Origin of the sequence: Schlesneria sphaerica (genome assembly GCF_044336245.1) — a bacterium.
Classification (GTDB): domain Bacteria; phylum Planctomycetota; class Planctomycetia; order Planctomycetales; family Planctomycetaceae; genus Schlesneria; species Schlesneria sphaerica.
Map to the genome: position 1 here is coordinate 263,889 of NZ_CP172346.1, position 13,636 is coordinate 277,524.

The 13,636-nt window shown below is 56.7% G+C and carries 8 protein-coding genes; 2 read left to right on the forward strand and 6 right to left on the reverse strand.

The window, feature by feature from the left end:
- Position 1: 1 nt before the first annotated feature.
- The 4 genes from ACGY09_RS00915 to ACGY09_RS00930 all read right to left on the reverse strand — a co-directional run bounded on the left by ACGY09_RS00915 (position 2) and on the right by ACGY09_RS00930 (position 6,653).
- Entirely contained in the window at positions 2-1,354 is a 1,353-nt protein-coding gene (locus tag ACGY09_RS00915) for a sensor histidine kinase (protein ID WP_397570127.1), read from the reverse strand.
- Positions 1,355-1,382: 28 nt separating this feature from the next.
- Positions 1,383-3,239, reverse strand: coding sequence for a 1,4-alpha-glucan branching protein GlgB (gene glgB / locus ACGY09_RS00920; RefSeq protein ID WP_373651946.1), 1,857 nt, complete (start codon positions 3,237-3,239; stop codon positions 1,383-1,385).
- A gap of 339 nt (positions 3,240-3,578) precedes the next feature.
- On the reverse strand, positions 3,579-4,883 hold the full coding sequence (locus ACGY09_RS00925) for a DUF1501 domain-containing protein (RefSeq protein ID WP_397570128.1): 1,305 nt from the start codon (positions 4,881-4,883) through the stop codon (positions 3,579-3,581).
- Between the two features lie 354 nt (positions 4,884-5,237).
- Positions 5,238-6,653 carry an MFS transporter gene (locus ACGY09_RS00930; RefSeq protein ID WP_397570129.1) on the reverse strand — a complete coding sequence of 472 codons (1,416 nt, stop codon included), beginning with the start codon at positions 6,651-6,653 and terminating at the stop codon, positions 5,238-5,240.
- 605 nt (positions 6,654-7,258) lie between these two features.
- On the opposite strand from ACGY09_RS00930, the gene murJ reads away from it, so the two are divergent.
- A complete protein-coding gene (murJ, locus tag ACGY09_RS00935; protein WP_397570130.1) occupies positions 7,259-8,899 on the forward strand; it encodes a murein biosynthesis integral membrane protein MurJ in 1,641 nt (546 codons plus the stop codon).
- Positions 8,889-9,887, forward strand: coding sequence for a YgfZ/GcvT domain-containing protein (locus ACGY09_RS00940; RefSeq protein ID WP_397570131.1), 999 nt, complete (start codon positions 8,889-8,891; stop codon positions 9,885-9,887). The genes murJ and ACGY09_RS00940 overlap by 11 nt, the downstream gene beginning before the upstream one ends.
- A 189-nt stretch (positions 9,888-10,076) precedes the next feature.
- On the opposite strand, the gene ACGY09_RS00945 is transcribed toward ACGY09_RS00940, so the two are convergent.
- Together ACGY09_RS00945 and ACGY09_RS00950 are read right to left on the reverse strand one after the other, a co-directional pair.
- Positions 10,077-11,438, reverse strand: coding sequence for a PQQ-binding-like beta-propeller repeat protein (locus ACGY09_RS00945; protein WP_397570132.1), 1,362 nt, complete (start codon positions 11,436-11,438; stop codon positions 10,077-10,079).
- 161 nt (positions 11,439-11,599) lie between these two features.
- Positions 11,600-13,627 carry an ABC transporter ATP-binding protein gene (locus ACGY09_RS00950; protein ID WP_373651940.1) on the reverse strand — a complete coding sequence of 676 codons (2,028 nt, stop codon included), beginning with the start codon at positions 13,625-13,627 and terminating at the stop codon, positions 11,600-11,602.
- Positions 13,628-13,636 lie beyond the last annotated feature (9 nt).

The following is a 13,636-nucleotide window of genomic DNA, read 5'->3' on the forward strand; positions in this document are numbered from 1 at the left end:
ATTACGCTTCTTGCCGGGCGGAATCAGGGGCAGAGCAATCGTCGGTGATGGCCGTTCCCTCGCCGTACGACAGAAAGACAGAAAAGACAGTCCCCTCCGACGACGTCTGCGTCAGCTCAATCCGCCCCCCGTTCTGCTCGACGATATTCTTGCTGACGAACAGCCCCAGGCCGGTACCCGTCACTTTCGTGGTAAAATAGGGCGAAAACATTCGTCCGCGTAAACTTTCCGGAACGCCGTGACCGTCGTCGCAGAAATCAAGCTTCAGCCAAGAGTCCTGTCTCGACGTCACGATCAGGATCGTTCCTCCTTCTTCGGTGGCGTCCATGGCATTCAGGATCAGATTGAGAAAAACCTGTACCAGCTGGTCTCGCACGACCATGATCAGCGGAACGCCCTGGGCGTAGCGCGTGATGATTTGCTTCCCTTTTTTTCGCTTGTAGTACTTGGCGATATTAAGTGCCGCATCAATCATTGCGTGGACGTCACACCGGGTCTGCTCGTTCACTGCAGGACGACTGAAGTCGACCAGTTCCCTCAGGGTGCGCTGGATCCGGCGCAGTTGATCATCAACCAGCGACAGCTTTTCGCGAGTTTCTCCTCCGATATTCCGGCGGTTCAGCAGCTGCACCAGGGAACTGATCGCCGCCAGCGGGTTGCCGACTTCGTGAGCAATTCCTGCTGCTAAAAGTCCGAATGCTGCCTGCTTTTCCTGTTGGACAAGCATGGCCTGGGACTCCTGCAGTTGACGAGTGCGCTCACTGATGCGGTGTTCGAGCATGGACTGGTTCTGCTGGAGCTTTGCATTCAGTTCCCGCAGGCGGGTGCTCGCCCACTTCAGCAGACCGGATAAAGAGACACTCGCCCAGGTGACCCAGCCAATAAAGATCGGCATCAGGATCAGGGCCGAAATCTCGTCGCTGGTGGTAATCCGACGTGTCAGCGCGAGAGTCATATAGCTGGCTGAATGGAGTCCAAAGGTGATCCAGGTGACCAGTGGGGCGTAACGAATGGCACAGACTAAAAGTGACAGGAAGTAATAGAAACGGAAGGCGCTCAGCAACCCCTCGTCAAAGTGGCAGAGCAGGCCAATAAAGAGGGCTTCCATAAAGGAGATGAACACGGGCCACTTGCTGAGAAACACCCGTCCGCGCATGGACCAGATGGTGTCGAACAGAGCGTAGATCGCTCCGAGCAGCAGAATGGCATTGAGGATGCCCCGATTGTGGCCTTGTCCGATGAAATTGACGAGAACGTAACCGATGCAGATGCCAAACCAGCGGATTCGGACCGTGATCGCCTGAGTGGCAAGTCCCCAGTCGAAGTCGTCGAACTCATTTTCCGCTGGCGTCATGACTTTTTCGATGTCACTGGTCCTGCCATTAGACCGTCGCGGCGCCAGTGACTGGTTTGAGGACCAGCATGGCTAGCGGAGGGAGTGTGAGCGAGAGATACTGGGTTTCGCCATGGCACGAGCCGGGTTGAGAGTAGACTCCTCCGACATTCCCCACATTGGAGCCGCCGTAGAGACTCGAGTCAGTATTCATACGCTCGATATAGTAACCGGCGACTGGAACGCCGATCCGGTAGTTGTATCGAGGGACGGGAGTGAAATTGACGACCACAATCACACGGTCGTTCGCGGCACGTCCCTGGCGGATGTAGGCGTAGACGCTGTTTTGGGCGTCGTCGCAGGAAATCCAGCGAAACCCTTCGCCGGACATATCGAGCTGATGCAGCGCCGGCTCGTTCCGGTAGAGCGTATTCAGGTCTTTGACGAGTCGATGGATTCCGGCATGCATCGGATGATCGAGCAACGGCCAGTCGAGCTGCGTGTTATGGTTCCACTCCAGCCATTGGCCAATCTCTCCTCCCATGAAGAGCAGCTTCTTGCCGGGCTGGGTATACTGATATCCGAAGAGGGTTCGCAAATTGGCGAACTTCTGCCAATGATCCCCCGGCATTTGGGACAAGAGAGAGCACTTCCCATGCACGACCTCGTCATGGGACAACGGCAGCATGAAATTTTCTGTGAAGGCATAAACCATTCGGAACGAAAGTTCGTTCTGATGATGCTTGCGGTGGACGGGTTCACGGCGCAAGTAGCGCAGCGTGTCGTTCATCCAGCCCATGTCCCATTTCATGCCGAAACCGAGACCGCCGGTGTAGACCGGACGAGAAACTCCGCCCCAGGATGTCGATTCTTCCGCAATCGTCAGGATGCCCGGGAATTCACGGTACAGTTCGGAATTCATTTCTTTGAGGAAATCGATGGCTTCGAGGTTCTCGCGTCCCCCGAACATGTTCGGCACCCACTCCCCGGGCTTACGGGAGTAGTCGAGATAGAGCATCGAGGCTACGGCGTCCACGCGTAGTCCGTCGACATGGAACGTGTCAATCCAGTAACGGGCGCTCGAGAGCAGGAATTCGCGCACTTCCGTGCGACCGTAGTTGAAAATCAGTGTTCCCCAGTCGGGGTGAAACCCTTTCCGCGGGTCTTCGTGTTCGTAGCACGCCGTTCCGTCGAAGCTGCCCAGCGAGTGTCCGTCGGTGGGAAAGTGAGCGGGAACCCAGTCAATGATCACGCCAATTCCGGCTGCGTGACAGATTTCGACAAACTCCATGAAGTCATGCGGCGTTCCGAAGCGACTGGTCGGAGCGAAGTAGCCAGTCGCCTGGTACCCCCATGAACCGTCGAAGGGAAATTCATTCACCGGCATGAGTTCGATGTGGGTGTAGCCGAGGTCCTGCACATAGGCCACCAGCATCCGAGCCAGTTCCACGTAGTTGAAGAACTGACGACCATCGGTCGGCCGCTTCCAGGAACCGAGGTGGACTTCATAGACGGAGACAGGCTTTTCGTACCAGTTGGAGGCCTCTCGCTGGCTCATCCATTCGTGATCGCGCCATTTGTGGCCATCGAGGTTGTAAACCAGCGACGCACTTTTCGGGGGGACTTCGGTCGCGAAGGCGTACGGGTCCGATTTTTGAAGCAATTGCCCGTGCTTCGACCGAATGCCAAATTTGTAAGGGTCCCCGTGTTTCATTCCGGGGACAAAACCCCACCAGACACCGTTGTCACTGGATTGAAGCCAGTTGCGTCCGTGCATCCACGCATTCTGATCACACAGGACGGAGACTTCGGTGGCATTCGGAGCCCAGACGTTAAATTTCACGCCGGGCTCACCATTCTCAATTGCCAGGTGTGCACCAAGATGACGGTATTGGGTGGAATTCATCCGGGCAGAACCTGTGTTTAAATGGGCAATGGACGGGACAGGTGGCTAGATCAATATGGTGCATAACCCCATTGCGCTGAGGCACGCTAATCCTAGCACTTCCGGGGATTGCGGACAATCAATGCAGCATACGGATTCGCAGTCGAACCACTGAATGACCCGGAACCGCGCGTGGACAACTCTTCCCCGCTTGATGAGCCAGTCAACGTGGTGCGCCGGTGAACCAGTCAACGTGGTGCGCCGGTGAAGAAGTGCAAACAGGGCGAGGAAGGGTGGAGTGTTGTCCGTTCCTCTCTGCTCGACCGACGTGGGATTAATCAGGTCCAGAATGAAGATCGCTCAAGAAACGCGATCTCGCAGTAAATCCCAGACGGTTTCGCCCGCAGGAACGATGCGGTAGGGACGCTGGAATGCGTCATGAATGTCACCTGTCGGATCCACCCCAAGTGCGGTGTAGATGGTCGAAATGATGTCCCCGGGAACAAGCGGCTGACTCGCGGGAAACGCTCCTGTTGCATCGCTTGAACCGTAAATCAGTCCCGGTTTGAAACCGCCCCCGACCATCATCACGCTATAGCAGAAGTTCCAGTGATCACGTCCGCCATTGTTGGCGTTGATTCGAGGCGTTCTCCCGAAATCGCCAATCACCGCGACCACAGTTCGGTCCAGCATCCCCCGCTCGGACAGATCGGCAACCAGACTGGCGCAGGCCGCGTCGAACTGCGGGAGCAGGGTGTTTTTCAGGCTGACAAAATTGCTTCCGTGAGTGTCCCAGGTGGCATTGGCGTCAGGAGCCCACGAAATCGTGACGATCCGGGTCCCCGCCTCCACAAGCCGGCGAGCCAGCAAAGCGCTTTGACCGTAAATGTTTCGGCCGTACGACTCACGCATCGCATTGGATTCTTCGGTGAGCCGGAACGCTCGCTGAGTCGTTTCCGAGGTGAGCAGGTCCAATGCCCGAGACTGCATCCGGGTCATCTCGCCAGTCGTCGCAGAGGTCGCTTTCGCCGCGCTTTCTGCGGATTCGAAGAGCTTGCGTCGCGCGTCGAGACGGTCGAATGAAACTTCCTGTTGAAGAGTCAGTTCCGGGACGCGAAAGTCGGGCGCGTTCGGATCTTTCAGAACGAAAAGCGGATCATACGAGTTACCGAGGATTCCTCCGAAGAATCCGGGCTGAGGCGGCCCACCTGCCCCTTCCTTGGTAATGTAAGGAAGGCAGACATGCGGTACGACATTCGCCTCGGTCGGACGGACGCGGGCCATGATGGAGCCGAGTGACGGATGATCGGTCGCTTTCGCCCCACCCCCCTGCTCTCCCCGATCATGTCCGGTCAGTGAAGCGTAGACAGCGGCTGCGTGTGAATTGTTGACGGTGTGATTCATCGACCGCACCACGGTGGCCAGATGAGCCTGCCGCGACAGACGAGGAAGATGCTCGCACATCTGATAACCGGGTAACGATGTCGAGATCGGCTTGAACTCTCCCCGGATTCCATCCGGAGCGTTGGGTTTCAGATCCCACATGTCCAGATGACTCGGGCCCCCGTTCAGAAAGAGCAGGATGCAGTTGTCCGCCAGGGTTGATCGGCGTGAATTCGCTTTCGCCGCGTCCGACGCAAGCAGGTGTGGAAGGGAAAGTCCCATGCCTGCCAATCCCAGGCTGCCTATTTTCAGGAGCTTCCGTCGCGAGACCGGAATTTGATGGATCCAATCGAGGGGAGTTGACATTCCGGAAGGCGCACGCGTCATGGATTCGGTTCCCTGAGCAAGTGGTACTCAAATCGAAACACCAAGGTAACCACTTATGCGTCAAGAGGGCAATCCACATCTCCCTCGCTCTGGAACTTTTTCAATCAGGACGTGACGAGGATTAATTACCGCTTGCGGCGCCGTGTTATCTCGATCGCCTCTGGGAACAAAAAAAATCCCCAGAGATGCAAATGTGAAGCGGGCGAAACCTCAATCGTCTGACGCGTTGTCGAGAAGTCTACGATCCATTCAGGCAGCGGACGTCGGATCAGCAGGCGCCGTCGCGCCAAGTTCTTTCCCAACGTGGGAAAGCGACTTCAGACGCGACACCATCACGGCACCAAAGGCCATCAACGCCGCTGCAAACCAGTACGGAAGCGACAAATTTCGTTCCTGCAGCACCATTCCAACCACGGGGCCAGCGATACGAGCGAGCGATGAAATACTCTGCCCGACCCCCAGAACTTCGCCCTGTACGTCATCACCCGTATTCAGGCTGAGCATCGACTGCAGGGAAGGAGTGGTTGCAGAGAAACCAATGACCACGATCGGAAGGACGACAAGCAAAATTGTCAGGGAACTTGCTGTGGCGGCTTGCCCAACCAGCAGAAGTCCGATCGTCATCAAAATCACGCCGCCAACGGCCATGCGATATTCGCCCAATTTGGGAATCAGTCGACGAACCAGAAGCCCTTGTGCGAGGGTAAGAATCAGACCGATATAAGCAAAAATGTAGAAGTTGCCTCGATCGGACACTGCCAGTTTCTTCGTCAGCATGGCGAGTGTTGTTTCAAACTGACCGAAAGCAAACGTCGTTAGAAAGACGGCAAAGATAATCGGGCCCAGAACTCGATTTGTGAGGACCCGGTAGACGGAACCCATCGACTGCCAGCCGTGCCGCGATGAGGGTGATCGCTCGCCCCCTTTGAGAGATTCCGGCAGCAGAAAAACGCCCAGCAGAAACGCAATCCCGGAAAGGACCGCTGCGACATAACCTGGAGCGGCACTTGGTGCGGCGGTGATATTGTCGGGGACAAACCAGGCCCCCAGCAATGGTCCAAAGGTGAAGCCGATTCCGAACGCTGCTCCAATGATCGCCATCCCCTTGCCACGTGTCGACTGGTCTGTGCAATCGGCAATGTAGGCCTGGGCTGTGGGAATGGTGGCGCCCGCGATGCCTGCCCCCATGCGCGTGACGAACAGCCAGACGACGGGGCTCAACCCCCATACCGGTCCACTGTTGCCCCACTGCGTGACAAGAGCGAACAGAATGTAAAACAGGGTCGATCCGGCCAGTCCCACCAGGAGCACCGGACGGCGTCCCACACGATCTGAGAGCGATCCCCATAACGGAGCAAACAAAAACTGCATCGCAGAAAAGGATGCCATGAGGCCCCCAAGGATCATCCCCCTCCAGAACTTGCTCACCTCACTCCCTCGGGTGAGTTCTGGGACCGCATGTTCGACCGCTTCAACCGGGCCATCTGCGGTGCCAGGAACTGTTTCCGGGACGTCGACTGCGACAGCTTCGGCTGGTGCCGCGAAGTGCGTTTCCGTGGGGAGAAAATGTTCTGCATAGCGTGGCAGAAGAGGCAGGACGATTCCGAAACCAAGCAAATCGACGACGACCGTCACAAAGATGATGAAGAGCGGTTTGCGTGACACAGATTTCCTCAGGATTGTCGATTCTCAATTCGCATGCCTGCCCTGTCCTGATGACGAAAAGAGGCCAGGGCGAGGCCAAAATTAGGTATCCATCCGCTCGGACTCATGCAGACGCAGTCCTCCGGCCAGGCAGCGCGGGGTAGTTTTACTCGACCGATGGCAGAGCTCGTTCTCTTATCTGATTCCCCGCAGCGCCAAGAGCGTACTTCATTCGACCGGCCGACGCTCGTCCTCTGAGTCCAAGTTTGTCGAGAATGTAGAACCTCGTCCTTCGGGTTACCAGCCCCCGAAATCGAGATGGGTGATTCCGTATGTGGGGGAAGTGATCGAATGAATGATCTGGCCTAAATCTGTTCAGTGTGATGTCCCCCTTCGGTGCCCCAAAGGCCAGAGACCGTTCACACCGCCATTCGTAAACGGGTGCTACGCTGCGATCGGGGGCATCGAACTTGGACGGCTCAACGGCAGCGGCAGGTTCATGCATTAAAGGTTGCATTACGGGACGCAGTCAGTGTGCTCCGTCTGAACGGTGGAATTCATGGAACTATTCTCCTAATCTTTCGCCTTTTGCAGATGCCTTCCGGGTTCATGGAACGGATTTCTCATTGAACGAATCTTTGCAACAAGTCACGACAAACCTGAAAGTTGTCAGCTTTTGCACCCTCTTAAGTCGTATCACGGGATTGTTACGTGACCAGGCCATGGGTGTGATGTTCGGCGCCGGGCCGGTGATGGACGCATTCACGGTGGCATTCCGGTTGCCGAATCTGGCACGGGTGCTGCTTGGCGAAGGGGCGCTGACGACCGCATTTCTGCCCGTTTTTGTTTCTGAAATGCGCGAGAAGGGGATTGAGTCCGCAGTACGCGTCACATGGGCGGTCTTCATCACATTAGCCGTGTTCCTGAGCACCATGATCCTGCTCATCAATGGACTGCTGTGGTCGCTGACTTGGTACATTCCGCTCAGTCCCGAAGGAACGCTCTTGCGGAATCTCACGATGGCCCTGATGCCCTATGTGCTGCTGATCTGTCTGGCGGCTCAACTTGGCGCAGCTCTGAATGCGCTTGGCAAGTTTCTCTGGCCTGCCCTGGTTCCACTTGTCCTGAATGCCGTGTGGCTGCTGAGTCTGTGGGGAATCGTTCCGTTCTGGACGGACGAGATTACGCAGGTCTACGTCGTTGCGGTCTGTGTGCTGATCGGCGGGGTACTTCAGCTGATTTTTCCGCTGAGCGTCTTAACGCAGTGCGGCTTCGGGTTCCGCTCTGACTGGCGGCTGTCGATGGGGCAGGTGGGACGAATTGCCAGAAGCATGTTGCCGGTCGTGATTGGAGTATCGATCACACAACTCAACGCGGTCCTGGACAGTTTCGTCGCCTGGGGATTCACGCAGCCAGCGGGCTCCAACGAACTGATGCCCCTTCCCTGGGCGTTGAATTATCCTCTTCGTGAAGGGACTGCGACGGCCTTGTACCTCGGCCAGCGTCTTTATCAGTTTCCCCTCGGTGTGTTCGGGGTTGCTCTCGGGACAGTCCTGTTCCCCCTGTTAACGGCGCATGCCCAGAATGGGGACTCGGACAAGCTGAGATCAGATCTGTCGTTTGGAATCCGCCTGGTAATTGCCATCGGATTGCCCGCGAGCGCCGGCCTGATTCTGATTGGTCAGCCACTGGCGACATTCTTCTTCGAGTATGGCAAGTTTGATGCGCAGGCTGCTCAAACAACGGGACAGATGATTGCCGCTTACGGTTCCGGGGTCTGGGCGTACTGTGGCCTGCTGATCCTGCAACGTGGCTTCTATGCGATCGGGGATCGACTGACTCCGATGTACATCGGTCTCGGAGCGGTCGCGATTAATTTTGTGCTGAATCTGACACTGATCTGGCCTCTGGGCGGAATTGGGCTCGCCTTTTCCACGGCATTCGTCGCGGCGGGACAAAGCACCGTGACGGCGCTCATGCTTCAGCACAAACTGGGAACGCTCAACTGGCGTGAGATCGGCATCACCACGCTGAAAACATTGACGGCGACCCTGGTGATGGTTCTGGTCTGCCTGTTGATGCCGACCTCATTCCCGATTCGGGTGGAGTTCCTGGAGCGGCTAGTTCGGTTGGTCCTTCCCATGGGAATGGGTGGATTAGCCTTCCTCTTCACGGCACGCCTTGTGAACCTGACCGAATTACGGCTCTTGCTATCCGGGCGAAGATCGCGATCATCACAAGAAAAGGCAGCATCCATTGAGCACTGATAACCGAAACTCATCGATTTCTCTGGCAGCGATCCGAAACGCAGCCGGTTCAAGCGTGGTCGTGTTTGATGTCAGCAATCGAACACAAATTGAAGTTCGGGGGGCGGATCGCGCTCGTTTCCTGCACAGCTTCATGTCGAATGACATCAAGTCACTGAAATCGGGAACCGGTTGCGAAACATTCGTGACCAGCCTGAAAGGAAAAGTAGTCGCTCACGTCTATGTTTTCTGTCGTGAGGATTCGCACTGGCTGGACGGGGCCCCTCAGCAGCAGTCAGCCATCCTGCCGCACCTTCAGAAGTTCGTTCTGATCGACGACGTGCAACTGATTGCTCATGAGGACGATTTTGGAGAACTGTTCGTGTCAGGACCGCTGGCGACACAGTTGCTGCAGCTTCCTGAGACCATGCGGATCGGTGACTCAGAGCAGCGCGAGCTTCACGACACGGCAATCGATATTCGTCGCGTCGACCTGTTTGGAGCACCTGGTTTTCTGATGTCGATTCCCCGGAGCCAGGTGGACCGCGTCAAACAGGGCATGATATCGGTAGGTATCCCTGAAGGGACTTCAGACCAGTTCGAGTACTTGCGGATCGAAGCGGGGTACCCGCTCTTCGGACAAGACTTCACAGAGGACTACTTGGCGCAAGAAGTGGCTCGTACGAGACAGTGTGTTTCATTCAACAAGGGTTGTTATCTCGGTCAGGAGACGATTGCTCGCCTGGATGCACTGGGCCACACGAACCGTGAGATCCGACGGATTCGGTTTGAATCTCCGATTGCTCCGGCAAGTGGCTCTCCTGTTTTTGATGCTGCCGGAGAGAGCGAAGTGGGTGTGCTGACGTCCGCGGCCAGCGACAGCGAGAATCCAGATCCGGCCCAAACAAAGGGCGTGGGGATCGGCACGCTGAAACGCGCTGTCTGCCCTGCCGGCAGCGTCGTTCGAGTCAAATCGAACGGCAATCTGATCGAAGGACAAGTTCTGTAAGCGTTCACTGGTCCTGTGGCAGCCTCGGTTCGCCATCTCGTCCACCGGGGACGACGCAAATCACCGTGCTGGACTGTGCTCGGGTGACAGATGCCCGGGCTTTGCATGGAGGAGGCTTCCCTCGTTTCGGTCCGCCTTCTTCCGAGCACAATCGCGCACGGTGATTTCGTCCTGCGTCTGGATCCGTTTTTAGAATCGTCTTCGCACGTCGCTTCCGCGTTCAACGACGGGTTCTACGTTCTGTCCTGAAATTCGGTGCAGTTGATGAATCGTCCGAATGAAGATGGAATCACCCGCGAAAATCGGGGTGGCGACGATCCCTTCCGCCAGCGTGTTCTTGATGATGACGGGGTTTGCTGTCCCTGTGCGAACAAAATAAGTCTCTCCCGATTCGCTCGCACAAAAGACGAAGTCTCCAGCGATCACGGGTGAGGCAGAGAATGTTCCGGACAGTTGCCGGATCCACTCCAGTTTTCCCGTCGCCGCTTGCACACACGACAGTCGCCCGTCTTCGGCAAGCACGTAAAGCAATCCTCCGTGACATACGGGAGATGGGACCTCACCCGCCAAACGTGCGTCGCGCCACACGACATGACTTGTCGTCACATCACCGGTTCCGTCCGCCGCGATACAGATGACTTCGGCGTTGGGTTGTGCCGTGGTTGCAAACACGCGTTCAGAATCAAAGGTCACGGAGCTCAGGACGTGTGATGCGGAAATTCGACACGTCCAGAGGGGTTCACCCGTTGCCGGGTCGTAACTGATGACGGCCCCCGGCCCTCCGACGACCACTTGAGCACGACCGGCGATCGTTCCGACCACGGGTGTTCCCAGGCTTTCCCCCTTGGGGCGTCGCGTGCGCCAGATGACTTCTCCCGTCTGACGATGTATTGCAGCAATGTAGCTGTCTCGGGCCTGATCTGCAGTGACGATCACCAGCGACTTGTAGAGGGTCGGCGACGAGACGCTACCTGTTTCCGACAGGTAACGACCCGCCGGGTTCTGCCACAACACGCGTCCGGAAAAATCGACCGCAGTCACCCAAAGCTGATCACGGTAGTGAGCCACAGTGAACACGCTCTGCCCGTCGCAAACCGGCGTCGCAAGGTGGAGCAAGTTGCTGTCCCGGACGTTTTTGGGATCTTTGTCGTGGATCATTGTTTTCCACGCGACGACGCCGCTACGACGGGTAACGCACTTCAGGTACAACCTCTGGCTGTCCGGTTCGAATACCGGCAGGAACAATCGATCGCCCCAGATACTGGGTGTGGCACTGCCGAGCCCCGAGAGCCCCACTTGCCATCCCGGATGATTGCTTTCCGACCATTGCAACGGGAACTGTTTCGAAAGTGCGACATTTCGCCCTTCGACCCCACGCCACCAGGGCCAATCCTCGGCGCTGGGCCGAGGATCAACGAGGACGAAGTTAGAAGGACTGTCTGCATTGCGAACTTCGGGCGTGCCGGTGCTCTGCGAGATCAGGGTTAGTATTCCAACCGTAATCGCGATGATGACTAGACTCAGTCGCCAGTTCATCCATTTCGTCGACACGATACGTTCCAGTTACTCTCAGCTTAGTCGATCTGAAGTCACATCTCAGCCGTATATGTTTTCGACATGAGGACACTTTGAGGATCAACTTTTTACTTACTTTCCTAAAACCCGGAATGGGGGTCTTGCAGGAGGTGATCTTGGCGGGTGTGACCCGTTGCTCAGGCAACCGCACGCTGCGTCTGGGCCGCCCATAAACGCTGATAAATAGGACAATTCGCCAGAAGTTCAGCATGTCGTCCAGTGGCCACGACGCGCCCGCGGTCGACAACGACGATCCTCGTCAAGAACTCGAGCAGGGTCGGCGTCAGACAATGTGTGATCAAAAGTGTCGTCCGACCGACGACAAAATCACGCAGCGTGGCGTGAATCAACTGCTCACTCTGAGCGTCAACCGCCGACGTAGGTTCGTCCAGAATCAAGATTCGAGGATCTCGCAGGATGGCCCGTGCCAGGGCGACTCGCTGTCTCTGTCCGCCCGACAGATGTTTTCCGTGCTCTCCGACCATGGTTTTCAGTCCCAGGGGCATGGATTCTGAAAAGGAAATGACGTGAGCGCGGCGGGCTGCATCCACGACATCGGCATCCATGGCGGTCGGTCGTCCGTAACGGATGTTCTCCAGGATTGTGTCGTCAAACAACAATGTTTCCTGAGGAACCAGGGCGATCTGATCCCGGATATCGCCCAGATTTGCATCTTTCAGATTGATCCCGTCAAAGAACACGTCGCCGCTCACGGGGTCATAAAAGCGCGGCAGCAGGTTCACCAGTGTCGACTTGCCACAGCCGTTGGGTCCCACCACGGCAACTGTTTCGCCAGCGCGGATTGTCAGGTCGAGACCGTTCAGGACCAGGCCCCGTTCGCTGCGGTCGTTCGGATTGCGGGCGTATTCGAAGGAAACATTTCGAAATTCAATCGATTGCGTCAGGCGCGGCAGGAACTGCGGTTCGGCCGGGGTGGAGACGAGCGATTTCGTGTCCATCCGTTCGAACAACCGTTCGGCAATCGCGGTCGACTGCCGGATCGAATTGTAAAACTTCGAGAATTTGCGAACCGGTTCCAGGACTCCGGCAAGAAGCACGTAGAACAGCGCGAGTTCGGGAAAGGTCGGCGGAGAACTGGCGAGGGTAATCCCCCCAATTGTTGTCGTCTGACGCAGCACCAGAAATGCAGCCGGGAGGAGCACGGCCGAGGCGGCCACCATTCCGAGTAATTCGGCGAGGGGGCCGCTCATCGCATCCAGCTGCACGAGTCTCATTGCCTGTCGATAAAAGTTTTTGTTTTCACGGTGGAAGTGGCGACGGTGTTGCCCGGCGCGATCGAAGGCGATCACTGCTTTGGAGTTATTGAACGTTTCTTCCAGGCTCTTGTAGATCCGACTCATGCTGTCGACGACACGATTGGCCGCCCGCTTCAGTCTTTGTCCCAGCCAATGGAAGAGCAATCCCAGGACGGGCATGAACAGCAGAAAGACGACCGTCAGCTGCCAGTTAAAGTAGAACAGCGCAACAAGACACGACAGCGCCTTCAAGGGTTCGCGAACGATGCGTCCCCCGACTTCTGTCATCCCATTGACCAGGTGCTGCAGAGAGTACGTAAAGTCGGTCAGCCACGCCGAACTTCCCTCAAGCGAAATCGTTTGTGGATCCAGCCGCAACGCACTTCGAAACAACTGCTGACGCAGGTCGATGACGACCGACTCCGCGACGCTGCCCGCCAGCACGTCCTGGTAGTAGCCCGCCGCTCCCTTGGCGAAGGTGACAACCAGGATGCCGAAAAACAGCAGCGCAAACATGCGAAACTGGTCGGTGGGCAGGTTACGGATGATCTTGGATTCGATCCAGGTCAGCCACCAGAGCTTCGACGTGTACGCCTTCACTTCCGTACGCAGCCGCTGTTGATCTTCAATGACCTCGACGCGTTCAGACAGGCGCCGTCGTTCTCCATTTTCAGGTAGCGACAGCAGCTTCTCATCGAGTTCGAGGAGTTTGCTGTTTCGCTCTGCAATCGCCGACGTCTTGAGCTCAACTTCGTGGCGGACGTAGTTTCCGAGTGTGTGGTACTCGCCAAACATGATGGTGATCGGGAATGTCAGGAGCAGTTCGAAGCTCCACAGGAGTGCAGCTACGAGCCCGAATACGCACGAAAGTGTCAACTTTCGCCGGTACGGCCAAATAAATGAACCCAATCGACCCCA